The 24,002-nt window shown below is 58.6% G+C and carries 19 protein-coding genes; 1 reads left to right on the forward strand and 18 read right to left on the reverse strand.

Going from position 1 to position 24,002, the window contains the following annotated elements; translation table 11 throughout:
• Nucleotides 1-378 precede the first annotated feature (378 nt).
• Both N687_RS0107960 and N687_RS24725 read right to left on the reverse strand, forming a co-directional pair.
• On the reverse strand, nucleotides 379-1,368 hold the full coding sequence (locus tag N687_RS0107960) for a DUF4349 domain-containing protein (RefSeq protein WP_029421352.1): 990 nt from the start codon (nucleotides 1,366-1,368) through the stop codon (nucleotides 379-381).
• 493 nt (nucleotides 1,369-1,861) lie between these two features.
• Nucleotides 1,862-2,617: an NERD domain-containing protein gene (locus tag N687_RS24725; protein WP_051663056.1), complete on the reverse strand. Its 756-nt coding sequence runs from the start codon at nucleotides 2,615-2,617 to the stop codon at nucleotides 1,862-1,864.
• A 311-nt stretch (nucleotides 2,618-2,928) separates the two neighbouring features.
• Here N687_RS24725 and N687_RS20860 point away from each other — a divergent pair, with 311 nt between their 5' ends.
• Nucleotides 2,929-6,630 (forward strand): AAA family ATPase, encoded by a 3,702-nt coding sequence (locus N687_RS20860; RefSeq protein WP_035462105.1) that lies wholly within the window; start codon nucleotides 2,929-2,931, stop codon nucleotides 6,628-6,630.
• Nucleotides 6,631-8,065: 1,435 nt separating this feature from the next.
• On the opposite strand, the gene N687_RS0107975 is transcribed toward N687_RS20860, so the two are convergent.
• The 16 genes from N687_RS0107975 to N687_RS0108050 all read right to left on the reverse strand — a co-directional run bounded on the left by N687_RS0107975 (nucleotide 8,066) and on the right by N687_RS0108050 (nucleotide 23,750).
• The gene (locus N687_RS0107975) at nucleotides 8,066-8,758 is read right to left on the reverse strand and encodes a DUF3267 domain-containing protein (protein WP_035462107.1); all 693 of its coding nucleotides are present in this window, start codon (nucleotides 8,756-8,758) and stop codon (nucleotides 8,066-8,068) included.
• A 10-nt stretch (nucleotides 8,759-8,768) separates the two neighbouring features.
• Nucleotides 8,769-8,876, reverse strand: coding sequence for a 2-oxo acid dehydrogenase subunit E2 (locus N687_RS22975; protein ID WP_231493429.1), 108 nt, complete (start codon nucleotides 8,874-8,876; stop codon nucleotides 8,769-8,771).
• A 112-nt stretch (nucleotides 8,877-8,988) separates the two neighbouring features.
• Nucleotides 8,989-9,933, reverse strand: a complete 945-nt coding sequence (locus tag N687_RS0107985; protein WP_029421355.1) for a hydroxyacid dehydrogenase — start codon at nucleotides 9,931-9,933, stop codon at nucleotides 8,989-8,991.
• A gap of 22 nt (nucleotides 9,934-9,955) precedes the next feature.
• Nucleotides 9,956-11,401, reverse strand: coding sequence for an NAD-dependent succinate-semialdehyde dehydrogenase (locus N687_RS0107990; RefSeq protein WP_029421356.1), 1,446 nt, complete (start codon nucleotides 11,399-11,401; stop codon nucleotides 9,956-9,958).
• Nucleotides 11,402-11,434: 33 nt separating this feature from the next.
• Entirely contained in the window at nucleotides 11,435-12,268 is an 834-nt protein-coding gene (locus N687_RS0107995) for a class II fructose-bisphosphate aldolase (protein ID WP_029421357.1), read from the reverse strand.
• A gap of 10 nt (nucleotides 12,269-12,278) precedes the next feature.
• Complete coding sequence (locus tag N687_RS0108000) at nucleotides 12,279-13,496, reverse strand: diphosphate--fructose-6-phosphate 1-phosphotransferase (protein ID WP_029421358.1); 1,218 nt, start codon at nucleotides 13,494-13,496, stop codon at nucleotides 12,279-12,281.
• A gap of 15 nt (nucleotides 13,497-13,511) precedes the next feature.
• Nucleotides 13,512-14,894 carry a hypothetical protein gene (locus N687_RS0108005; RefSeq protein ID WP_051663057.1) on the reverse strand — a complete coding sequence of 461 codons (1,383 nt, stop codon included), beginning with the start codon at nucleotides 14,892-14,894 and terminating at the stop codon, nucleotides 13,512-13,514.
• A 69-nt stretch (nucleotides 14,895-14,963) separates the two neighbouring features.
• Nucleotides 14,964-15,704: a GntR family transcriptional regulator gene (locus N687_RS0108010; protein ID WP_197029240.1), complete on the reverse strand. Its 741-nt coding sequence runs from the start codon at nucleotides 15,702-15,704 to the stop codon at nucleotides 14,964-14,966.
• A 20-nt stretch (nucleotides 15,705-15,724) separates the two neighbouring features.
• Entirely contained in the window at nucleotides 15,725-16,552 is an 828-nt protein-coding gene (locus N687_RS0108015; protein ID WP_029421361.1) for a carbohydrate ABC transporter permease, read from the reverse strand.
• On the reverse strand, nucleotides 16,549-17,427 hold the full coding sequence (locus tag N687_RS0108020; protein WP_029421362.1) for a carbohydrate ABC transporter permease: 879 nt from the start codon (nucleotides 17,425-17,427) through the stop codon (nucleotides 16,549-16,551). The genes N687_RS0108015 and N687_RS0108020 overlap by 4 nt, the downstream gene beginning before the upstream one ends.
• An 84-nt stretch (nucleotides 17,428-17,511) precedes the next feature.
• Entirely contained in the window at nucleotides 17,512-18,789 is a 1,278-nt protein-coding gene (locus N687_RS0108025; RefSeq protein WP_029421363.1) for an ABC transporter substrate-binding protein, read from the reverse strand.
• 371 nt (nucleotides 18,790-19,160) lie between these two features.
• A complete protein-coding gene (locus tag N687_RS0108030) occupies nucleotides 19,161-20,378 on the reverse strand; it encodes a Gfo/Idh/MocA family protein (RefSeq protein ID WP_029421364.1) in 1,218 nt (405 codons plus the stop codon).
• Between the two features lie 592 nt (nucleotides 20,379-20,970).
• A complete protein-coding gene (locus N687_RS0108035; protein WP_029421365.1) occupies nucleotides 20,971-22,041 on the reverse strand; it encodes an acyl-CoA dehydrogenase family protein in 1,071 nt (356 codons plus the stop codon).
• Nucleotides 22,034-22,243: a hypothetical protein gene (locus N687_RS0108040; RefSeq protein WP_029421366.1), complete on the reverse strand. Its 210-nt coding sequence runs from the start codon at nucleotides 22,241-22,243 to the stop codon at nucleotides 22,034-22,036. Before N687_RS0108040 ends, N687_RS0108035 begins: the two co-directional genes overlap by 8 nt.
• A gap of 33 nt (nucleotides 22,244-22,276) precedes the next feature.
• The gene (locus tag N687_RS0108045; RefSeq protein WP_051663059.1) at nucleotides 22,277-23,182 is read right to left on the reverse strand and encodes a formate/nitrite transporter family protein; all 906 of its coding nucleotides are present in this window, start codon (nucleotides 23,180-23,182) and stop codon (nucleotides 22,277-22,279) included.
• Between the two features lie 25 nt (nucleotides 23,183-23,207).
• Nucleotides 23,208-23,750, reverse strand: coding sequence for a DUF4242 domain-containing protein (locus tag N687_RS0108050; RefSeq protein ID WP_029421368.1), 543 nt, complete (start codon nucleotides 23,748-23,750; stop codon nucleotides 23,208-23,210).
• Between the last annotated feature and the right edge of the window lie 252 nt (nucleotides 23,751-24,002).

Consider the following 24,002-nt stretch of genomic DNA (forward strand, 5'->3'; position numbering starts at 1 on the left):
GGGGATTTTGATCGAGCCCCCAAGCGGGTGGACGAGGGGCGCATGACCTCGAAATTCTGTTTAACCTCCCTGACCGGGGGCGGTTTGAGGTGGTCAGAACTCTGACTTTACCCGGATTTCCGTACAAACTCGCCACCTTCGGGGCGCCAACTGGTCCGGATAGTACGACATTCTGGCCTGCACCCGGGGGCACGGCGGGGTCAGCTGGGGCAAAACGAGCGAGATAGTACGAAAATGCGGCACCCGACCTGTGTTAGGCCGGCCTGTCCTGCGACCGGCCGGCGATGGCGATTCGTCTGCTCCGCCTTCTCTCCTTTCACTCGATACAGCCAACAGGTTGACGTCAACGGATGACTCAACCAATATCAATGTTGGACCCTACCGGTGGCGTCTCCGGCGCATCCACCAGCGGCGGCCAAGCAACGCGAGTGCCGCCAATGCCACCCATGGGAGCAGCCATGCCACAATGGTCACCAGGGCGTACGCGGATTTCTTAAGAACGCGGAATGATTGGAGAAACGCTTCTGTCACGGGGGTATCCCCCGACGCCGCACCGGCAAACGACGGAGGGGTCAATGTGAGGTTCACCGTGGCCAGTTGCACGGAACGGTTGAGATCATGCAGTTGCTGGTTCAACTGAGCGATCTGGCTGTTCACCTGCACCAGCGCTTGTTGAATGTCGATCATGTCCTTCATGGTTTGCGCCTTGTTAAAGAGGCGGGTGTATGCGTCGGCTTCGCTCTTCAGTTCCTCCAGCTGTTGCTGAAGTCCGTTGTACTGTTGTGTGACGTCCTGCCCAGTCTGGGAAAAGTTCGTCACCGTCCCCAGCCCCTTTGCGCCGTTCAGGAACTGGGTGAAGTCCTTTTCAGGGACGCGTACGGTCATCCATACGGTAAGTTGACCGTTGTCCGTGGATTCTCGCGAAGACTCGACAAATCCGCCATAGCTGTCGACCATCCGGGATACTTTGTCCGCGGCTTGCCTGACATCGGATGTGGAGATGTTGACGGTCGCCTGCTCAATCACCATTCTTTGCGTCGTTGTCGTTGCAGCCGCCGTTTTGCTGGCCGCGTTCGCCCCTGCGGCTGCTTGTATCGCCCCATCGGCAGGCCCGTGCGCACCGGCTTGGCCCGAATTCGGCATCGCAGCCTCGGCAGAACCTGAGGCGGCAGCCGCGGCAGCGGAAGACACGGCAGCGGACGACGCCGATCCCCGCCTCCCCACTTGGAATGCATTCGTGTTGAACACCACCGCCGATACGGCGGCCAGCACCGCGATGGCCGCGACAATCGCCCAGGGACGGGATAAACGCGCGCTCGTTCGTTGCCAAATCGATTGAACCCAGCGGGTTTTTTCTTCTTTGAGCATGAAAAGACCCCCCTCGTCTCGATGTAAATACGTCGACTTTACATAATGAGACGTGAAAGAGGGTTTTTTCATTTCAAATTACGAAACCCCGCCGCCCGATGGTGCTGTCCGTCCCTGTGCTCACCGAATTCCTACCTGACCCCCGCCCGCAGCGTAAGCCAGATTTTCGTACACAATCCCCACGTTCAGCGGCCACCAGCGACGTGGAGGCGGGGGTTTAAGCAAGATTGTCGTGCAAAATCGGCTCCCCGACTTGGCAGGGTGCCCAACTTAGTACGAAAACTTTGGTCTCATGGCGGTCTTGAAACAGCCACCCCCGCCCAGGCCCTCTGGTTTACGCAGAAAAATCGGATAAGCACTGGAGGCTAAACGCTGGGGCCGGTCCCCTTTACAACTGCGGGCATTGTATTCCATTCCAGATGGCGATCGCGGCCGACGACGGATTGGAGCCAAGTGGCGATGGGATCGAAGTCCTGGTCGCCTCAGCGGGTCGTTACTTCTCCACCTGTACCGTGAACTTGCATCTCGGGTAGTTCGAGCACCCTTTGAAGCGACCATACTTGCCATTTCTGACTTGTAATTGCCCCCCGCATCGCGGGCATACATCCTGTCGAACCAGAGCTTGTTTGGTCGCCTTGGCTTGTCGCACGCGCTCCACGTGTTTGCGCTTCTCCCGGCGATCCGTAATGGCGATGGCCCTCAGCCTGTTGTATATCGCTTCCACCTGATCCGGTCCGATTTCCGGATTCGTATAACGGGTGATCACCTTGAGCAAGTCTCTCGGATACACAAGAAGCTCGGTCCTTGTCTCTACTTTCAATGTGCCGCGGCCAGAAAATACCACAACAGAAAAGAATTTGAGCGGAGAGTTTTCGGCCAGCGCCGCCTGAAGTGCCTTGATGTGCGTCTTGTTTTGGATGAAGGGGTTCAGGAACGTCTCCTTGCGCTTGTAAATGACCTGTTTCCATTGATAGTCGTCTTCCTTGCCAAATATCCAGCCATCATAATGCTTCGTCTCGATCACGAAGATTCCGAACGGAGACACCACAATGTGGTCGATTTGGACCGTTCCATTGCTTTCTTCCTTCGGAATAGTCACATCATTCAGGACCTTATAGACCGCCGGATCCAACGCAGCCAGTTTCGCGGCAACGATCTGTTCACCTCGTTTCCCCAGCAGGGTTGGTTGTAATATTTTTAACACGATAACTCCAGCAAGCAGGAATACAAGCAATATCATCGTAAGCATCGATCTCCGCACCCTTCTCCCATATTCGGATGTTCTTCCACAAGTGCGTAAGTCAAGCACTTTCAACCATAGTCCTCATTAGCTTTTCGCTACACAGGTCACCGTTCCTCCTCTATCCACGTAGGTCAGCCAAGCTCCCGCAAATCGTGGAACGCCCTGTGGCGGGGCATGTCACACCCGTCCATGTCTAACAGGAAAGTCCCCTAGACATGTAGAATCTTCCCACCACGTTCTCTGTTCCGTCACATCACTCCCTTGCGCGCCGCCGAGGGCTCGGCGGCCCAACCCATTCAGCGAGGTGTATCCACGCCATGTTTCACCTGACCGTCCGCGTCGCCTGGCACGACAACCGTTGGAACGGGACCGTCTGCCGGCATCCTTCTGCCAACACGTTCTGCACCCTGTTGGAGCGCATCCGAGAGAGCAAACAGGATGAGGCAGAAGAAGCACTGGCCGCGCGAACCTGGGACCAGGTGCCCGTGGACCAGCTTCCCCCCTGCGTCGCCGAAGGCGCCGGGTTCATGAGTCCGCGAGACTGGGTCCGCGTGATGGAACACCCGTACCAAAAGAGCAGTCACACGACGCACGGTCACCTTCGCCCCACCCGGATCGTGATCCCGCCCTACGCCACGCTGGCGGTTCCGTTCTGGTGGATGCTGAAATCGAATCAGGCAGCCATAGACGCTCAATCCCCCGTCCCGCTGCCGCCCGACGAGGAGGCTCCGTTCTCAACCGCGTGGGTGTTTGGCCGGGAACGGCAGATGGCCCTCAACGACCTCTTCTACGGGCGCCTGACCCCCCAGGGGTCAATGGTGCTGTTTTACGCCAAGGACGGACATCCCCTGGGTGATGATCTGTCGCGCCTGATTGTGGGGATCGGACGGATTGAGCACGTGAGCGATCGGCTCATGTACAACAGCACCGACCCGCAGCGATCGTACCCGCTCTGGGAGCGCGTCATCCGGCACTCGATCCGCCCCGACGGGACGGATGGGTTCCTCCTTCCCTATCACGACTACCTCGAGCCCACGGGCGATCCCGCCGAAGACCAGCGCCGCCAAGGCCTGTTGCGAGAGATCGCGGTGACGGTGGACACCGCCCATCAACGGGCGTTCTCGTACGGGTCCGAGCTGGCGGACGCGGACGCCGCGCTGGAAGTGCTCACGAGAAGCCTGGAGGCCGTCCGTCGCGTGCGCGCCCACGGGATCGCGGCGGGGCCGTGGATGCAGCGGGAGGAGTGGATCAACCAGCAGATGGCGGCGCTCTGGCAGGACCGCGGCGCCTTCCCGGGGCTGGGCTCCGCCCTTGAGGCGCTCGGACTGCGGCTCGGCACCGCGCTGTCATTGGAGCTCATCACCTCTGGCCGGATCGATCCGATGGACGACCCGTGGCCTCTGGTGGACGCCCTCCTGCGTGGTCGGGTGGAACCGCCGCGGCCCGAATACCGGCCCGACCTCGACGCCGTCCGCAAGACCTGGGCATCCCTGCCGGATGAGCGCAGATCGTTGCTGCAGCTGCTGTCCCGCTTCGCCCTCTCGCCGGCGCAGGCGAAGCGATGGTTTGACGTGCAGCAGCGGGAGAACACGACGGGATGCCGAATCTCGGACCCCGACCTCCTGGCCAACCCGTACCGCATCGCTGAATTGGACGTGGATCATCCGGACGCGCCCGCCATCTCGGTGGGAATACTCGACCGCGGCCTGTTGCCGGACGCCTCGATCGCCACGCGCCACCCCGTGCCAAGTCCTTCAGCGGTGGCCTCGCCGATAGATGTTCGCCGGGTGCGCGCCGGGTTAGTGCGGGTCCTCCGCGATGCTGCCGAACAAGGAGACACCCTGCTGGCCTACGGAGAGGCGCTGCGCCGCCTGCCACAGCTCGACTGGGCGCAGCCGTGTGAGGTCGGCTTGGATTATCTGCACGCCCATCGGCACGACTGGGGGGACGCCATCGCCACGGTGGAACTCCCCTCCGGCGCAGGGGCTGGGCTGCGCCACGCCCTCCAATTGAAGGAGTACCAGGCGCGCGAGGCGTACCTGCGCAAGGTATTGCTGGCGCGGGCTGGGGCCGTCCTGCCCTCGGTCGGCACCGATTGGAAGGCCGCGATTCACCGCACGTTGGCTCGCAAAGGTGTTCAGTTGGATCCGAATGTGCCCAGCCATGCAGCGGCCCTGGAAGAGCAGGCGGCGGCGTTGGAGCGGATCACCACCCGCAAGCTGTCGGTGCTCGCCGGCAAGGCAGGCACCGGGAAGACGACCGTGCTCGGCGCCCTGCTGCAGTCAGACGCCATTCGCCGCGATGGCGTCCTGTTGCTCGCCCCGACGGGCAAGGCGCGGGTCCGTCTGCAGCAGACGGCCGGATTCGAAGCCCTGACCATCGCCCAGTTCCTGCTCCGGCTCGGCCGGTACGACGTCGAGCGGCAACGGCCGCTGCTCTCCGGCGGATCGCCGTACCGCGGAGAGAAGACGGTGGTCATCGACGAGTGCTCCATGTTGACCCTCGACGATATGACGGCGGTGTTCAAAGCCATCGATCTTTCGCACGTGACGCGCATCCTCCTGGTTGGGGATCCGAATCAGCTTCCGCCCATCGGCCCAGGCCGGCCGTTCGCGGACCTGGTTGGGTATTTCGATCACGCGGCCGACTCGAACCTCCCAGAGGAAAGACACCTGGCCGGCGCTCTGGCGCGCCTCACCGTAGAGGTGCGGGCGCAGGCCGGCGCACCGTCGGATACGCTGCAGCTGGCCGCCTGGTTCACACGGGAGCCACAAGCGGCCAACGCCGACGCCATATTTCGGCGGCTCTCCTCGGACCAGCCGCTGAACGACATGCAGATCAAGTTCTGGAATTCCCCCGCGGAGCTGGAGGCCCGCCTGCTCGAGGCGATGTGTGAACACCTGGGCCTCCAAGGCCCGGACGATGTGGCGGGATTCAACCGGGTGTTGGGCATCGAATCCAACGGGTATGTCCCAACCACTCAGCCGGACAGCGTGGAATCGTTTCAAATCCTGTCCCCGGTTCGCATGCACCCGCACGGCGTGCTGGCCCTCAACCGCTGGATCCAGGCGCGGTTCCGGGAGAACGAGTTGAAACAGGCCCACCGCTTCCCCCACCGCCATGTCCGCTTGGGCGACGAGGAGATTGTGCTGCACGACAAGGTGCTGCAGACGCGCAACACGCGGCGGGATGGGTGGAATTGGGAGGCCAAACAGTCGGTACAGGGCATTTACCTGGCGAATGGCGAGATCGGGATCGCCGTGAACGAACACGTGAAAGGAAAGAACAAGTGGCTCAACGTCCTCTTCTCCGGCCGGCCGAACATCACGGTCGGCTACCGGGGGAAGGATCTCACGGAGGACGCGCCGCCGCTGGAGCTGGCGTACGCACTGACCGTCCACAAGGCGCAGGGCAGCGAATTCGACACCGTGTTCGTAATCCTGCCTAAATCGAGCCGCCTGTTGTCCACAGAGCTGATCTACACGGCGCTGACGCGCGCCCGGCGGAAGCTGGTCCTGTTCATCGAGGGAGAGGACATCAGCCTGTTGTACCACCTCTCGAGACCGGAGGCGTCGGAGACGGCACGACGCAACACGAATCTGTTTACGGCGGGTGTGCGCGAGGCGGACGCGGCGGTTCCGTACGCGGACCACCTCATCCACCGCACGGAGAGAGGCCACCTGGTGCGCAGCAAATCGGAGCTGGTCATCGCCAACATGCTCCACCACATGGGCCTGCCGTACGAGTACGAGCGGCCGCTCACCGGGCCGTTCACCGGGGGCGTCGTACTGCCGGATTTCACGTTCGTCGATCCCGCCGGGGAGCTCATCATCTGGGAACACCTCGGCATGCTCGGCAACCCGGACTACCGCCAGGCCTGGGAGGACAAATTGTCGTGGTACCGGAAGAACGGGTTTGAACTGGGTCAGAACCTGTTCACCACGCAGGATGACGACCGCGGAGGCCTGGATTCGGCTGTCATCCGGCAGGTCGCGGAGCGAATCGCGGGGCAGTTGTGAGGCAGATCCTTCACGTCCGATGAAAACCGGATGTATGGAGTAGGCAGTAGTCCATAGCACCTAGGGATGGCAGCATGGCGGAGCCAATGCCGCTATCCCCGGTCACGAGAGGGGCAAATCAATGCCTGGAATCATGGTGTGGCTGACCTGCGAGCGTTGTGATTATCAGGCAAATGTTTCACCCGGAAGCAGTATGCGCGTCTTCGACAACGTAGCCGACTACATGCGGGCGAATCGCTTGCGGAAGAAGCCCAGCCTCGCTGAGAACGAGCGGATTCACCAACTCGTGGTGTATTCGGTGTACCAATGCCCAGAATGCGCAAAGATCTACGAGACGAAAGAATCCACTGCGCACGACCAAAGTGGTCATGTGGACGTGCGGAAAGGAAGGAGCCGATGTCCCCGTTGCCATACACCAGGACGGAAGCTATCGGATATCGGTGAATCGGTATTGCGGTGCCCAAACTGCCGCCACACGCTGAGCGTCCATGAGATGGGGGTTTGGGACTGAGGCCGCCTCAGGGTGGCCTCAGTCCCTTTGGTTCCTTATGGCCAAGGATGCGATGCGCACCAGTACGGCGGATGGTAACTGGTGGCCCTGGAGAACGGGGAGCCTACTGCAGCACTCGCCGCGGATACGCGCTCGGCGGCATGGATCCGTCCAACACGCCGACGTTGCCGCGTACGCGAAAGAACTGGCATGAGGGAATCTCTCGGCAAGAAAGCCCCATCCTCGGATGGGGCGGTCCGTGCGGGAGACAGATTTCAACCGACTAATACAACGCAACCGCTCATGAGCGGCCAGATGGAGAATACATGACGACCTTCACCGGAATCGTGATCCGATGGCCGCAGTGCTCGCATGTCTGCGACGCTCATCGAGCACTACCATATTCCGTGCGCCGCAGTTCGGGCAAATGTCCCCAGGAGCGGATTCGCTCGTCGGTGACCCACAACCACACCTTTTACAGAGATAGTATCCTTCATCGTCTTGGATCCTGTCCACACGACTGTCGATGATCTTCTCGCATCCCCAACAATGATTCAGATATACGTTTCGGTCGTGACTCGGTCCGCGATCACACGTCACCACGGTGGTACTGTAGCGTGCGTCAAGTCTTTTGGAATAACGAAAGTGGTTGGTCATGAATTCCCAGCACCGGCTGCACTTCAACCGTTCCCGTAGCTCCGCGATGCGATTCACCCAGCCTGCTAATTTGTTGACGTACTGGTCGGGATTCGACAGCCGGTGAGACGCGGTACCACGTGGCAAGACCCAAAGAACTCCACCAACGACCACTGACGCCAGGGCTGGGAAGTGTCAGATTGAATACGAGCACCGGAAAGTCTGCTGGATATTCCCCGGACATATGATTTAGCTAACCACCTCCTCCTTCAGGGCGTGTGTCATCGCTGCCCGCACTATCCAGAACTCTCAATGCATACTCTCGCCTTCCTGCGGTACCCCACGGGCTCTGCTCACCTGATATGACCCCGCGCCCTCCAGACTCCCCTGACTTGCGTTTAACCTTCTAGCCCCTGCCTCCGGGGCCTTCCAATACGTCCGGAACCCCTGGTTCCTCAACTTCGCCTTTCGCGGAACCTGGAAGAGGATCAGAAGCACGCCCAGCACGTCCCCGGCCGAGCCGAAGGCGTTGACGAAGGCACATGTCAAAATAAAGGCTTGGTTGTGGACGGCGAACAGTTTGAGTAGGATGAGCGGAAGAACGGAGATGCCGAGAAAAGGGGCCAGAAAGACACCGATGAATCGACGGCGTGTCACCACGCCATCATAGTGGGCGTAGAAAACGCACGCCTTTGGCCAAAAGCCGCACATCACGTGGTCAGAGGACAACCGCGCTGGGAACATGACGGCGTGCAGGAACTCGTGCACAGGGATGATGGCGACCAGGGCAAGCAGGTCATACAGGTCAATCACAAGCGTATCGAACACATTTAAGAGAACTGCCAACAAGCCTATCAAGATGGCGAGAAGAATGCCGATGGGTATGGCCACGAGTTGCAGGAGCCACATGTTGCGTGGCTCTCTCAGTGGCGTCCAGCCTTCCTGAATAGGATGAAACTCTGGATTTTCCGGTGGTTTGCCAACAATGATCCTCATGGCCATCACCAATCCCCTACATCAATTGCTCCGGCTCCGTCAACGGGCGTGCCACCGCTTGCAGGAAGCGCACGACGAGGCCGCCGTCGACCACCCGGTGATCAATGGTGAGGCTCAGCGGCAACCGCTTCCGCCCGGTAGACCCGACACAGGAAATGGACTAACCCCCGTTAACGCCGTCAATAACCAAAATATACGCCTTCGCCGCACTTTTCCGCCATTCATTCGAATACGGTTCAGACCCACCCTACCACCGGGTGTCCTTCCAAGGCCTGTCCAACCTGCTCAAGGACGAAGGCCTCCACACGCTCGGACGACTCCCTGGTGATCCCGGCCACGTGCGGCGTTAGGGTGACATTCGTCAACTCCCGGAAAGGGTCATCCTGCCCAGGGGGCTCTGTCTCCCGCACATCGAGAAAGGCCGCCCGCCGCGGAAACTCCCGCAGGATCTTCAGCAGCGCCGATTCATCGACGATTCCTCCACGGGCCGTGTTGATGAGTACGCTGTCGGAACGCATGGCCGCCAGTTCCGTATAGGACAGAAGGTGATGGGTCTGCGGTGTTAACGGGACGTGTACGGATACGTAGTGGGACTGCTCCAGCAATTCCGCAAGTTCCACAAGCCGGATTCCAGTATCCTGTACCAGCGCACTGGTTTTGAGCACGAACGGGTCATAGGCGACCACCTGCATACCGAAAGCCCGTGCTCGTGAGGCCACCCGAGCACCAATGTCGCCTACGCCAATGAGTCCCAACGTCTTACCAAACAACTCGCTGCCTGTTGCGCTGCCCCGGTCCCAGGTCCCCGAACGCACGGACGCATCGCAACGGTCCAAAAAGCGAGCGTGTTTCAGCATGCATGCAAACACGTACTCGGCGACAGAAGCCGCATTGCAACCCTTCGCCGCGATGACCTGCACACCGTGCCGGCGGCAAGCATCCAGCTGGATGTTGTCGAGTCCCACGCCCAGACGTCCAACGACTTTCAGGTCCGGGAAATGTGTCAGCAATTCTTCATCCACGTGAGTCTTGTTGCGAACGACCAGAGCTTCGGTCCCTGGCCCCAATTGCAGCAGACGATTCCGATCCCTGACCAGATCGGGGTCGTACAGCACCGATCGACCACCGCCGAACGACTCTGGCAGTGGCCACCATAGATCCTCCGTGATGACGATCCACATGAGGGGAACCCTTCCCGCTCCCTCAGATTTCAGCCGAGATGTACTTGATCTCCTGAAACTCTTCCAACCCTACGCGTGCGCCTTCGCGCCCGAGGCCGCTGCGCTTCCATCCGCCCATAGGAGCAAACGCCACCGACGGCAAGGCATGGTTCAACGCGACAATCCCATACTCCAGTGCTTCCGTGACGCGCGTGGCGCGGGCATGAGATTCTGTATACACGTAGGCCGCCAATCCCATGTCGGTCGAGTTCGCGCATGCGATTACCTCTTCCTCTTCACGGAACCGGAAAATTGGTGCTGCCGGTCCAAAGAGTTCCTCACACGCAAATCCCGTTTCGGCCGTGACATCCTCCAGCAGGATCGGCGATAGAAAATAACCGGAGGCGGGTACCGCTCGCTCGGGGACGAGCCGGCGAGCTCCCAAGGCAATCGCGTCCGAGGCCAGGTTCTTGAGTCTCGCACGCGCCTCGGCATCGATCACCGGGCCCAGGTCGCAATCCGGGTCCTCCACCGGATCGCTCAGTTTCATCGCCGAAACGCGTGCTACAAAACGCTCGACAAATTGTTCGTACACCGCGTCGTGGACGTAAAAGCGATTGGCGGCAATGCACGATTGGCCGTTGTTGCGGAACTTGGCCACCATCGCCCCCTCAACCGCGCGCTCGATGTCGGCGTCCTCAAACACGATGAACGGCGCGTTGCCGCCTAGCTCCAAGGCCATTCGCTGCAATTGTCCGGCTGACCAACCGACAAGTGTCTGACCGACCGGAGTCGATCCGGTGAAGCTAACGACCCGCACCCCCTCCTGCTGCATCATCGCTTTTGTGGTCTCGGCGGCCGGACCCTGCACAAGGTTGACGACCCCGGCCGGGAATCCGGCAGCTTGGAGACAACGGAACAACTCGATCACTGATAACGGAGCCTTTTGCGAAGCCCTGGCCACCACCGTGCATCCGGCTGCCAAGGCAGGCGCGAGCTTCCGAGCCTGAATCGAAACCGGGAAGTTCCATGGGGTCAGGACCAGCGCAACCCCCGCCGGTTGGGCTAGAGTCCAGTGCCGCTTGTTCGTTGCCTCACCTGGCATCATGACACCGTGAGGACGCCGGATCTCCTCAGCGAACCGGCGAAAGTATTCCGCCGCGAAGCGAACCTCGGCTATCGCCTCAGCGAGACGCTTGCCAGACTCCATGGCCAGGACGCGGCCGATCCATCCTGCCCGCTCGCGCAAATGGGACGCCGTCTGTAACAACAGGACTGCCCGTTCCCGCGCCGTTGTCCTCCGCCACCAGCGAAATGCACGCGCCGCTACGTCGACTGCGTGAACCGCCTCTGCAGCCCCGCCATAACCGAGTTCAGCAATGGTCTCCCCAGTCGCCGGATTGACGACATCCACCGTGTCACCCCCGTCCGGGGCCAACCACTTACCATCGACGAACAACGAATTCCGTGCGTCCTTCGCGATGTCCATACGAATGCCTCCCATACCGATTTCCTGCGAGTCTTATCCGGCGCAGAACCGGATCTTTTCGCGGACGACTTCGCGCAACCGCTGCTGTGCGTACTGCACGACAGTAAACGGATCGTCCCCGTACTGCTCCGCTCCTTCTCGAAGTCCGGCAACGTAGGCCAACCTCAGTTCCGTGTCAAAGTTTATCTTTGCGATCCCGAGCTTCAGGGCCCTTCGAATCTGGTCCTCCGGAATCCCGCTCCCCCCGTGCAGAACCAGCGGGACATTGGTCGCCGCGTAGATGGAACCGAGGCGCTCCAGGTCGAGTTTCGGCTCCTGTTTGTACATGCCATGGGCGGACCCGATGGCGACAGCCAGGGAATCGACACCAGTCCGGTGGATGAATTCGGCCGCGGCTTCCGGAGAGGTATAGATGACGTCCTCATCACGGACGTCGATGTCATCCTCTGCACCCCCGATGGCCCCCAATTCGCCTTCCACCGGAACCCCCACCGCGTGACAAACCCGAACTGCCTGAACCGTTTCGGCGATATTTTCTTCAAAGGAAAGGGCTGAAGCATCTATCATGCACGAGGTAAACCCTGCGCGCAGCGCCTGGACGATCTGCTCAAACTGGCGAGAGTGGTCGAGGTGGATCACTACCGGAATCGAGACTTGACTGGCCACTGCCTGAATCGCGCCAACGAGCGTTTGCATCTGGCCGTTTCGGATCGCCCTCTGGCCAATCTGCAGCATGATCGGCATCCGTTGCAGGTTCGCCTCTGCGACCACGGCTTCGATCATGTCGGCGGAATGGACGCTGAATGCAGGTACGGCGTAGTGTTGTTCGTAAGCGTCTCGTAGTATTGCCCCGGTTGCTAACGGCATCCCATTCACCTCACACAGAATTTATAAACTTCTCGCTTATCCTGGGGTGCTCATGAATCTGCTCCAGTTCGACAAGCGGCGCCAGCCATTGTATGAACGCAACGTCCATACACTGTTCCTGCGCAGTCATCAAGCGATCCCGGCCCGCAATCTCGACGAGCGGGCGTTCGATGAACTCCACCTGATAAGTCAAGGCAGGACGCCGGCTCAAGCCGACCATCTGCGCTGATTTGCCCGCAAGCACCAGTTCCGCTCCCCGGCGGCCAAGCATGAGGGCTTCCTGGCGATCCAATGTTGTGCTGGAACCCGACCAACACCGCTGCAACACGCCGAGGTTTTCATAGCGCGCGCCCAGGCCCAGGACTTGGCGCACTTGATCCGCCAGCACCGCACCGATCCCGCCCAACATGGAACGAGCGGAATTCGTACTGTCATCCCCGGCGTGCAGGACGGGTTTCCCATTCGCATCCGTCACCCCTTCGCTCACGACCACCACAAGATGGCCAAAGTGATGCACCCGTTCTTTGATCTCCGTCAACACTTCTTCCCATCGGCGCCTGAACTCCGGCAATAGAATCAAAGGACGACGAGCACGGAGTTCCTCCTCTGAAATCGTCCGGGGTGACACGGTTCCCGGGATGGGAGACAGATACGGCACTACAGCCGCAGCCGCCGCCAGCCAGCCGCAGCGTCTGCCCATCACTTCTACAATCCGTACCTGTTCGAATCCGACCATCGCTTCCAGATCCAACGTCAGGTCGCGAACCGCCTCAATGACGAAACGCGCGGCGCTCGGATAGCCGGGGGTGTGATCAATCCCAACGATGTCATTGTCGATGGTCTTGGGAACCCCGATCACAGCCAAAGGATATCCCTTTGCTCGTGCCGCATCGTGCAGCGCAGCGCCCAACCCCATGGTTCCGTTGCCTCCCATGACGATGAGCGCATCGATTCCTTTCTGGCGCAACTGTTCGACAGCCTGATCGACCACCTCGTGAAAATCGGCGTATCGTCCGGCCCGAAGCGCAGCTCCAGGCGTCCGCAGGAGCCATTGTCCGTGTCGGCTGAACCTGCTCAAGTCAAACCAGTCACCATGGATCAGACCGCGCACGCCGCCGATTACCCCGAACACCTCGGCCCCGGCATCATCCAGTACTTGCAGCGCACCGAACAAGGAGGCGTTTAACACGGCGGTTGGGGCTCCGAATTGCCCAATCGCAACCTTCATGGTGGATCGCCTCCTCTAGAATCGGGTCACCGGAATTTCCAGGGTACAGAAGAGCCGCTCCAGTTGTGCCACGACATCTCCATATGCCAGTGCATAATGCGGTTCAAACCCCAGCTCCATAACCCGGATAACCCTCTCTTTCACATCTCCGTCCCCGCAGAGGCGAACCTTGCCGGAAGTCCCCTGGAAGCGCTGGGGTTCGTCCACGACTTCACCCAACCCTACCAGAGCCCGTACACCGTTCCTGTCTTCCCCGATCCGAAGGATGGTGACCTTCCCCGGCTTGAGACCGAACTCCAATGTGAACCCAATTTGCCGATTGGGATGTTTGCCTGCAATTGCACCGGTATCCGGCCGGGCCAATGAGAATGCGCCTGCACCGCAATGCCAAAACACCACCGCCTGCTGCTCCTCGTCAATTTCCACCAGGTCTCCGAGATATGCCGGTGACGCGGTCAATTGATGAAGAACATCCATTGAAAGAGCTCCCAGTACATCGGCTTCGCATGCACCCATGATGCCCATATCCGTTAGCGCGGACAGTGTAGAGCAAGCCGCCGCCCCGAACTCCGTGAAAAACTCGGGCCAACATCGCACCGCGATGGCGTTCGCTTGAAAACGCTGCAGGTCGTCACGCAGAACAACCATCAACTTTGCAAACTTCACCACGGACGTTTCCGGCAAGCGCTCCACGCCCCGTACTTTGGAGCGAATGTCGTCCAATACCCCTTGTGCGGTCTCGTTAGAAACCAATTCCGCACGCTGGAAGGCCCCGTTCAAGTCTATATGAATATTGCGAATACCCAGGCGCTCCTGCACCGCCGAAGCGGGAGTCGAGAAGAAAAATCCGTCGGGTGCCTGTCCCAAGGTCACCACGGTAAACCGCCGCAAATGGGCAAACGCCCGCCAATACCGAAAGGCTTGCTCCAGTTGGCTGGTCAACTGGTGCTCTTCGGGACCTCCGTAAATCACCTGGAATGGAATATTGCGTTTATAGAGCCTTTGAGCTGCCAAATTGGCACCCGTGAGGGAATTTAGGGATAAGCGCTGACCGGGCAGACGATTCGGTTCCCGAATCGCCCATAGAATGACAGGAGTTTGCAATCGTGTACCCATCACGTCGATGTAGCGCGCATCTACGAATGTCGTAAACTGCGCCACCAAGAGGTCAATCCGCCCTGCCATTCTGTTGGCTGCCTCCTCGGCGGCCGGCACCTGGGTGAGCAGTTTGTCCTCCATGAACCATTCGACGTCGTGTTGTTGGAGTGCCTGCTTCGACGCCTGAACCATCTGATCTGCGGTCCGCAGGTCAAATGTCGTGCGACCGAAACACACAAACCCCACCCGCAATCGGGTACCAGCGTCGAATTCAGCAACATGTGCAGGTTGTTGAGGCACTGACGCCAGACCTCCTTCCCATGCATTCGTCACAACATCATGATGTTATTTCTCAACCATAGCTCCCGCCTATCTCTGCAACCTGACGTGATAGATGTATCGGTCTCCCCGATAACGCGTACACGTGTACTCGATGAAGCGATCACGGGTGTCGTAGGAGAGACGCCTCATTTCGATCAGGGCAGCCCCAAGGGGAATTCCGAGCAGCTTCGCATCTTCTCGATTGGCATTGACGGCAGCGATATCCTCTTCGGCGTGGCTGAGAAACAGCCCATTTCTCTCGAGGACCTCATAGTAGGCCACGGAGGACAGGTCTTCTTGACGCAACAGGTCGGCGATGTCTTTGGGCCAATAACTGCGCTCCACAGCGATGGGATCACCGCTGGCGAGACGGATGCGTTCAATCCTGACCCAGTCCTGTGGGTTCGGCAGTCCTACCGCCTGGATGGTCTTGTCGTTGCTCACGTCATCGACCACGGCGATCAACTCGGCAGACGGAACATACCCTTGTTGCAACATTTCCTCCGCAAATCCGGTCAATCTTCCCAAGCGTTCTTGTAACCGGGGGTGATTGACAAACGTGCCACGCCCCTGTTTCTTGCTCAGGTAACCCTCGTGGACCAATGCGGAAACCGCTTCGCGGACTGTCGTACGGCTCACCTTATACGTTCGCATCAGTTCTGTTTCCGTTGGGATACAGAACCCAGGGCGCCATTCTCCCTCTTGAATTTTCTGCAGAAGCAGGTTCTTCAGTTGGTGATAGAGAGGCAACGGCAGATTTGGGTCGAGCCCCGTCCTCTGTGGCATCATCACGTCCAACTCCTCGTTCATCAACCTTTGATGGACCCAGCGGTCAACCCTTCCATAAAATAGCGCTGGAAAAAGATATAGAGCAATACCAACGGGATCGAGGACAGCAACACGCCAGCAAACAACACCGGGTAGTTGGTCAGGTATTCTCCCTGAAAATGCAGAAGCGCCAACGGAAGCGTCTGTAACTCTTTAGACTTAATGAACAACAATGGAAACAGCAGATCGTTCCAGGACATGACGAGTGCAAAGATAGCAACCGTCCCGAGTGCCCCTCCGGACAACGGCATCACGACCCGTACGAACATCTGCCATTCGCTAGCCCCATCGATCATGCTCGCTTCCAGAAGGCCATAGGGCAAGGTTTTCAAATAGCCGCCGATGATGAAGACGGCCATCGGAAGCAGAAAGGTGGTGTCGATGACGATCAACCCGACGAGCGAGTTCAACAGATGGAATTTGTCGAATTCGATGTACAATGAGACCATGTTGACCTGCGTTGGCACCATAATCCCGAAGGACACAATGGCGTAAAGAAGATTCCCCCACAACGGTTTCATGCGATACAGTCCGTAGGCCAGCATGGCCCCCAGGAATACAGCCAGAACGATGCTGCTTCCTGTGACGATGACGCTGTTTCGAAAGTAGGTGAGAATCTCTCCGCCTTGAAACAGGGTTTTAAAGCTGTCAAGGCTCCAAGGATTCGGCGGACCAAACGGATTCATGTAGACTTGCGCGTTCGTCTTGAAGGCAGCCAGAACCACCATCGTAAACGGGAACAGGATCAAGACGGCGAACGCAAGCAATGGAAATTGGCGAAGGACACGCCAAAATGCCGGCTGCTTCATGACGACACCACGTCCTTACGCTGAATCAGGACGACTTGTATCAGCGTGATGAGAATCATGAAGATCAGAAACAGAACGGCTGCCGCCTCCGCGTATCCGTAATGGAAGTTCGTGAACGCTTGTTGGAAAATATAGAACGGAAATACCTCGGTGGCGTAGCCGGGGCCGCCGTTGGTGGTGGCAACCACCAGGTCAAACACTTTGAAGGATTGAATCGTGGTATACACGACCGCTATGATGGCAGATGGCGCCAATAATGGCCACGTCACCTTGCGAAATTTTTGCCATGGCGTTGCCCCTTCGAGATCGGCCACCTCGTACAAATCGCGAGGAATCGCCTGCAAACCGACGATGTAGAGCAGCATGACCTGGCCCGTGTGCATCCAGAACTGGATAAAGGCAAGGCTGAAGATGGCCACGTTCTTTCCACCAAGCCAGTCTTGCTGCCAATTCGCCAGACCGATGACCTCCAGAGCATGGTTGATCCACCCAATCGTCGGGTCCATCATATACTGCCAGATGAACGCGACAGAGACAGAAGCGATGATGGTGGGGACAAAATAGATAGATCGGTACATAATGTTCATCCTTGTATTCCGAACGAGCAGCAACGCGAAGGAAAGTGCCAAGACGGTCTGGAACACGACCACCGTGACAGAGAACAAAGTACTGGCTTTGATGGCACTGCGGAAGATGGTGTCAGATCCGATCATCGACACGAAGTTGTGCAGTCCGACGAAATGGATTTGCTTCGTGCCCGCTTGCCAGTCTGTCAGACTCAGGCCCAGCGCACCCAGAGTTGGCACCAGGAAAAAGACGACATACAGCACCAGCCCAGGCAGCACGAACACAAGGACCGATAGTTTCTTTCCCATCCGACATCGGACACCTCCTTCAGCACCGTTCATGCGACAGACAGGAAGAGGGCCGCGGATCCGCCGCAGCCCCCGCTGCACGCCTCACTTCTTGATGGCTTGGTCGACCTCTTTCTGAGCCTGTTCCGCTGCCTGAGCCACGGACATGCCGCCCATGACATTCTGTACGGACGTGTCGACGGCCTTCTGCACCTGTGGATTCTTGATCGTGTACCGCGGCTGGAACACGAGATCCTGTTTCGTCAGCCAGTTTTGCGCGAGATATTGAAGATCCTTGGACGTGTAAGTGATATCCTTCTCGGTTACGAACTGCCCGGTACCATTCGCATATTCCGAAGCGATGTCGGGCTGGGTCAAAAAGTCCAGAAACTTCTTGGCGGCATCGATATGCTTGCTGTTCTTATTGATTCCGAGCATGAATGTTGCGGTGTAAATTCCCTCATACTTCGGATTGCCATTGTCGGTGGTGATCGGCGCCAGCACGCCAATATGGAGATTCGGATTCAATTTTTCGGAGTTCGCCATATCGTAGCTGCCCATGGCCAGCATTGCGGCCTTACCGGACGCGAACAGGGCCACGGCTCCCTGAGAGCTGGTTCCGTTCGGATTTTTTTGGAAGTACCCCTTGTCGTACAACTCCTTGATCTGGCTGAGCGTCTTCGTGTACCAAGGATCTGTCAGTTTGGCCTGACCCGCTTCCACCTTGTCAAAGATGTCCACACTCGGCATGTTATTCATGAGCATCGGGTTGATAAATTGCGTGTTGCTGATCTGGCCGTCCCAGGCGATTGGGACGACACCGTGATCCTTCAGCGTCTGGCACATCTGCAGGAATCCAGACCATGTCTTGGGCGGTGTCAGATTGTATTTTTGGAAGATGTCCATGTTGTAAATCGGATCGTTATACACCAACTGCCAGGGCAATGCGTACTGCTTCCCGTTCATCTGACCGGCCTGAATCAAATTTGGCTGGAAGCGTTGCACAAACGGTTCGTTCGTAAGATCCAGATACACGTCGCTCTTGAACAGGGTGTTGAATTGCGGGCCTGGGAAAGTCGCGAACACATCCGGTCCGTTACCGCCCTGCATGGTCGTTTGGAGTTGCGTCATGTAATCTTGAGATGGCAGTGCCGTCTGCTGAACTTTGATGTTCGGGTACTTTTGTTCGAACTGTTGGATGATCTTGTTGAAGGTGTCGACATCTTCACCGCGCCAGTGCTCGAACTGGATAGTGACTTGGCCACCACCTGTGGACCCGCCGCCTGCGGAATTGTTTGCGTTTCCAGTTTCGCTTCCACAACCGACCACACCGAACGACATCGCGGCGGCGATACCCACCCGTGCCAACCATCGTTTTGCCATCTCTGACCCCTCCTGTACCCTCGCGTTTTATGGTCATGTCCCCCCACGCGTCCCGTTCACGTCAATGATGATCTGCGGTCGCGAACCACTCCCTCCGCCCAACCTCTAGGTTCCTCGGTCGGTGTCTCTGCTGGACTGCAACGATTGGACAACGATTGGACTGCGAAACTTAACAATTGGATTGCGAAGCTTTCTGAAGAAAAAGGAAGGAACAATCGAGATTTGACGTAGAGGTTCATGCTGCGTATGGACCTTCGCGCTGTCGGCAAATTGATAGGAACATCACGATGTATCCGCTATCAAGCGTATTGTTGAAAATTTCCAATAATACATTCCACTGTGTATCCCACTTCTCCGGACAACGTCCATTCTTAGAGATAGATACCGTTCGCGTTCAGGATGTCATCGATAGATACGATTTTCCCCGTTTTAATGGATTCCTCAGCGGCCGCCCCGACGACGATGGACCAGAAACCTTCTTCAACTGTAGCGGTGTTCGTCTTCTTTCCCTCGATGTTGTCGATGAAATACTTGTGCTCGTAGTAAGTCCCACCGTGGTGTCCGCTTTCCTGAATGCTCGTCGGGTAACAAGGGGTCGAAATCTTCGAAGGCCGACCCTCGCCACACAAAACTTCAAGGTGTGTTTCCGACCGTTCAACAGGAAGAAAATCCCTGTTTTCGTAAGCTTTTAAACGTCCTTCGTTTCCAAACAGCACGATCTCCTCATAAAACATCGGCGCGAACATACAGAGGTTAAAGCTGGTTCGGATGCCGTTTTCATAAACAACCGTCACACACGCGTGATCGATGATGTCGGATTTCTCGCCGTTGTATTCGAAGTCCACAAAGTTAACGGCCATGCTGCCCGTCGCGTACACAGACACTGGCTTCGACTGCGCGAACAAGTTCAACAGATCAAAGTAGTGACAGCACTTTTCCACCAACGTGCCTCCAGAATACTTGGAGAACTTGTTCCACTGGTTGACCTTATCCAAAAACGGGACACGGTGTTCGGAGATGCTGATCATTTTAATGTCCCCAATGGCCTTCCGCTCAAGGGCTTCGTGAATCGCTTCGGCATAGATTGCTTTGAATCGATACTGTAGTCCGATTTGAAACACGGCATCGTAGTTCTTGGCCAGTTGCGTGATTTCAAAGGCGTCGCGGATCGTCGTTGCCATCGGTTTCTCAAGGAGAATGTGCTTCCCCGATTTCACCGCTTCTCGGATGACATGAATATGCGTGTAATTGGGGGTGCAAATGATCAGCCCATCCACTGCAGGATCATGGCATGCCGCCTCTAAGGTGTCATACACCACCATATTGTTGTCGGGCAAATATTGGGAAATCAACCGCTTGTGCTTTTCGATGCTGTGGGGGTTCGTGTCATAAACCCCGTGTATCGTCGCCCGACCCTCGAGCAGGGTAACCCTCATGTGTTCGAACCCCATGGTTCCAACACCAATGACGTTCAATTTGTACTTGGGCGTATCCCGTGCGAATAAATATCTATCGTTGTCAGACAGGTAGCTAAAGTGAACACTGTCCGCAAAAACGTTGGCCTTCAGTTCCTTCCCTCGTTTGACCATGACCGCTATCACCTACTCGTTGAAAAGATCATAACGTTACTATGTTTGCGGTATGACCACATTGTAAATTAATTGATGAAAATATTCAACAACACAGTTGATACAGAAATATCATTCAATCGGCCGGTTGACGCCGGTGAGTGAGACGGAGGCTGGGGATCGTCCAAAACCCGCTCTTCAGGGAGAGGTGCGAGCTGGCCGCTGTATGCTGCCTGCTCGCCTGGGGTCCCGACGCACGCACCAATCCAACATGTGGGCGCGCAGCTACGTGCGCCCCCGCAGTAGAGGACGGCGCCCCCTCCCCCGCGGCGCTTGCGGCATCTCGGTGCTGTGCCGCAAATTCGGACTAATTTGGGCGGTTTCGACCGCCCGCACCACACTGAAACGAAGCTGAGAGCGGCATTATCGGACTAAATCGCGCAGTACGACACAGCGACAGGCCGATTTTGTACGAAATCGCGGCCTACACCGGCGCCTGCTGACCGTTGAAACCGTCAGAACCGGGGCGTTTAATCAGCAAATCCGGTCAAGGAGGAGCCGTGCGTACCCCCTCCACAGCCATCTGCCCCGCACCGTCAGACGCCGTTACACATCACAGCAGGCAGGACTCCGGCTCCCTCAACACCCGTTCCAAATGTTTCACCGTGGGCGTCACAAGGGCGACGAAGAAAGCCTCCCGCAAGCGGCGGGATGCCGTGCTGGATTGCAGGTAACCTGCGCCCCCGCAGTACAGGACGGCGGCCGTCGCCACGTCGATGGCGAGATAGGCACTCTCGAGGCGCACCCGGGCAACCTCTGGGAAGGCGACGGCCTGGGTCTGGGCCTGCTCCACCAGGGAATAGGTGCGCTCGCGCAGACGTTCGTAACGCTCGGCGAAGCCTTCCGGCCGCGCAGGCAGGAATCGGTTTGCCCCGGCCTGCGCCAATTGGGTCATGCTGTCGATGGCCTCTCCGCACAGGCCAAGCGCCATCCCGACCTGGCTGAGGACAAAGCCGGTCCGGACCCGCCGCACGAACGCATCCGCGTCCTCGCTTAGCACGTAGTCATCCGGCACGAAGACCCGTTCGAAGTGGCAGTGGTACGTCGCCGTGCCGTTCATGCCCATGAACCCCCGGCGATCGCGCAAGGTCAGTCCATCCGCGTCGCACGGGATGAACAACATCACGCGGTGCTGGTCGTCCACCTGTGCAATCGCCCCGAACCACTGTCCCGGCGCGAGATTGGACACAAACGGCAGAATCCCGTCACAAACGTATCCGCCGGAGACCCGCTCCGCCCTCAGCTTCAGGGGCTCCAAACCCGCGTAATACTTCATCGCATTGGACAACCCCGTCCCGCACAGAATCTCCCCCGATTCCAGCCGGGACAGCAGATGCTCCGATAGGTACCGGCTCTCACCGTGGGCGACGTAACTGAGTCCGGTGAGGTGGCACCACACCAGAAACGCCGTCGAATTGCAGGTCCGCGATACCGTCTCGATCAACCGCAGGTTCCGCTCGGTGACCCGCCATTCCGGCAGGTTTCTCACCTGGTAGTAGCCCGCAGCTCCCAACGCTTGGAGGAAGGATTGCGGGTAGTGACCTTCGAGATCGATCACGGAGACCTCCGGCACCAACTGCTCCTCTATCAACGCTTGCAGCGAAACGTCCGCCGTCTTACTCATGGGACCCCCTCACCCTTTCCATTGTCGCGGCCGGGTACGGAGCCGGCGCGTGCAGTGCCTCGTCGTCATGGGAGGCAGCGGGATCGTCGATGGCCGAGGGATACAGCGGGTACTTGCGGTGGAACCAGCGGACGCTGAGCACGCACAGGAGGACGCCGCAGGCGAACAAGGCCCATGGCAGCGGATCGAAAACCCCGTACACGCATCATTCCTCCTTTCGTCATTACACCCAGGTTCATGAGCGAATGGAAGCCAACTGCCGCACCTTGGCCGAAGACCGCCGGTAAAGGGCCATCACCCGCGCCGGATCGGAGATGAAATGCAAGGTGAGGCCGACCAGCACGGTGCCGCCGATGAAGTTGCCCATCAACGTGAACAGTTGATTGTGCGCCCACCCATACCGGACGAACCCCCAGTGCAAGTACGCCGCGGGCCCGGAGGCCGCCAGCGGGGTGTGCAGGACCTGCGTGTACAGGGGTTGCTCCAGGATCGGCAGCGCCAAGAACCCGATGTTGGCGATACAGTGCTCCGTCATGCCGGCCACAAACGCGAGCGGCCCGTAGTAGGCCATGCCGATCTTCCCGATGTCCGTCCTCGCTTTGAAAAACAGAATGACGCCGGTCTGCAGCAGCCAGGTGCAAAAGCAGCCCATGGCGAAGGTCTGCAGGTCCGTCATCCCCGTCTTCGCGACCGCGATCTGATGCGCGCGCAGCAACCACGGCTCGGTGATGTAGTTGCTGCCCCCAATGTACACGAGGACACAGACGCTGAAGCACCCGACGGCGTTGCCGAGGTAACTGACCAGGATGAACCAGCCATACTGCCGCCACGTCAGGCGCCTGTGAAAGATGCCGATGATGCCGATGACCATGTCCGCCGTGATCAAGCTGTTCCCAGACACCAGGATGATGACGAGGGAAAAGCCGAACATCAGGCCCATCAGGAGGTTTGCGATGCCGGGCCACGGCACCCCGGCGCTGACGGACAGCGCCAGGATGGCGCCGAAGCCCACCATGGCTCCCCCGACGAACGACTGCAGGAGGAACGCCCAGGGTCGTTCCACCAGGCGGCGGTACTTGTCGGCGCACTGGTTGGCCAGTGTGACCACCAATTCCTCATTGCTGTGCGGGCTCAGGTCCATGGGCGTCGCTCCTCATCGTTCAGGCTTACTTCCTTGGCGAAATCTGCACCGTCTCCGTGATGGCGTCCACCGGAGCCGACACCGCCCTGCGCGCCGCGTACACCGTCTCCTCATCCGGGCTGTCATAGAAGCACAGGCACTTGGTCATATCCTCGCACACGTAGGTCCGTTGGAACGTCACCTCGGGCACCTCCGCGTAGTGCACCGAGTTCTGCTTCTTCCGCTGCAGATACGCGTCCATGGTCAACCCTTCCGGGAGGTTCCACTCGACCACGAAACGGACCTTGGCCGCGTTCGCCTTCACCTGATCCAGATCCGCACCGACGAGCCGGACGGGCTTCACCAAGGTCACCGGGATGGCCTGGTCCGTGAACAACTGCCGGACCGTTCCCTGATTCTCGCTCTCCACAACAAAAAACGCGCGGGTGAAATCACTGGCGACCTGCACCTCGATGAGCTCGCTCGCGCGCTGTGCCGCCAACCCCGCCACCGTGTTCGCCGCATCTTCCAGCGCCGCCTGATCCCGCAGGCGCCTGGGCAACACCGATTCGACCAGATACAAGCCCATTCCGACCGCCTCCTAATGTTTATTTTGTAGATGAGTTTTATATGAATTTAAACCCATGGTAGTCGTATCGGAGTGCGTTTGTCAATGAAAAACTCGGCTGCGTGAGGCACGCGACCCGACCCCCGCCGATACCTGGAGCAGCAGTGTCCCGTTGGCGTTCATGGGCATGAGCAGGCCGAGGTGGGGCCGCTTTGGCGGGGGCCCGGTCGAGCTGGGACAGGGGCCCGGCTGTTTGGGCGAGGCCCGTCTTGG

This window comes from Alicyclobacillus macrosporangiidus CPP55 (assembly GCF_000702485.1).
Taxonomy (GTDB): domain Bacteria; phylum Bacillota; class Bacilli; order Alicyclobacillales; family Alicyclobacillaceae; genus Alicyclobacillus_H; species Alicyclobacillus_H macrosporangiidus_B.

Excerpts from the sequence above, each read along its gene's own strand:
- N687_RS0108025 (WP_029421363.1), bottom strand. The coding sequence starts at position 18,789 with ATGGCAAAACGATGGTTGGCACGGGTGGGTATCGCCGCCGCGATGTCG.
- N687_RS0108050 (WP_029421368.1), bottom strand. The coding sequence starts at position 23,750 with ATGGGCTTGTATCTGGTCGAATCGGTGTTGCCCAGGCGCCTGCGGGAT.
- N687_RS0108000 (WP_029421358.1), bottom strand. The coding sequence starts at position 13,496 with ATGAAGGTTGCGATTGGGCAATTCGGAGCCCCAACCGCCGTGTTAAAC.
- N687_RS0108035 (WP_029421365.1), bottom strand. The coding sequence starts at position 22,041 with ATGAGTAAGACGGCGGACGTTTCGCTGCAAGCGTTGATAGAGGAGCAG.
- N687_RS0107995 (WP_029421357.1), bottom strand. The coding sequence starts at position 12,268 with ATGCCGTTAGCAACCGGGGCAATACTACGAGACGCTTACGAACAACAC.
- N687_RS0107975 (WP_035462107.1), bottom strand. The coding sequence starts at position 8,758 with ATGGCCATGAGGATCATTGTTGGCAAACCACCGGAAAATCCAGAGTTT.
- N687_RS24725 (WP_051663056.1), bottom strand. The coding sequence starts at position 2,617 with ATGCTTACGATGATATTGCTTGTATTCCTGCTTGCTGGAGTTATCGTG.
- N687_RS0107985 (WP_029421355.1), bottom strand. The coding sequence starts at position 9,933 with ATGTGGATCGTCATCACGGAGGATCTATGGTGGCCACTGCCAGAGTCG.
- N687_RS0108015 (WP_029421361.1), bottom strand. The coding sequence starts at position 16,552 with ATGAAGCAGCCGGCATTTTGGCGTGTCCTTCGCCAATTTCCATTGCTT.
- N687_RS20860 (WP_035462105.1), top strand. The coding sequence starts at position 2,929 with ATGTTTCACCTGACCGTCCGCGTCGCCTGGCACGACAACCGTTGGAAC.
- N687_RS0108045 (WP_051663059.1), bottom strand. The coding sequence starts at position 23,182 with ATGGACCTGAGCCCGCACAGCAATGAGGAATTGGTGGTCACACTGGCC.
- N687_RS0108030 (WP_029421364.1), bottom strand. The coding sequence starts at position 20,378 with ATGGTCAAACGAGGGAAGGAACTGAAGGCCAACGTTTTTGCGGACAGT.
- N687_RS0108010 (WP_197029240.1), bottom strand. The coding sequence starts at position 15,704 with ATGATGCCACAGAGGACGGGGCTCGACCCAAATCTGCCGTTGCCTCTC.
- N687_RS0107990 (WP_029421356.1), bottom strand. The coding sequence starts at position 11,401 with ATGGACATCGCGAAGGACGCACGGAATTCGTTGTTCGTCGATGGTAAG.
- N687_RS0108020 (WP_029421362.1), bottom strand. The coding sequence starts at position 17,427 with ATGGGAAAGAAACTATCGGTCCTTGTGTTCGTGCTGCCTGGGCTGGTG.
- N687_RS0107960 (WP_029421352.1), bottom strand. The coding sequence starts at position 1,368 with ATGCTCAAAGAAGAAAAAACCCGCTGGGTTCAATCGATTTGGCAACGA.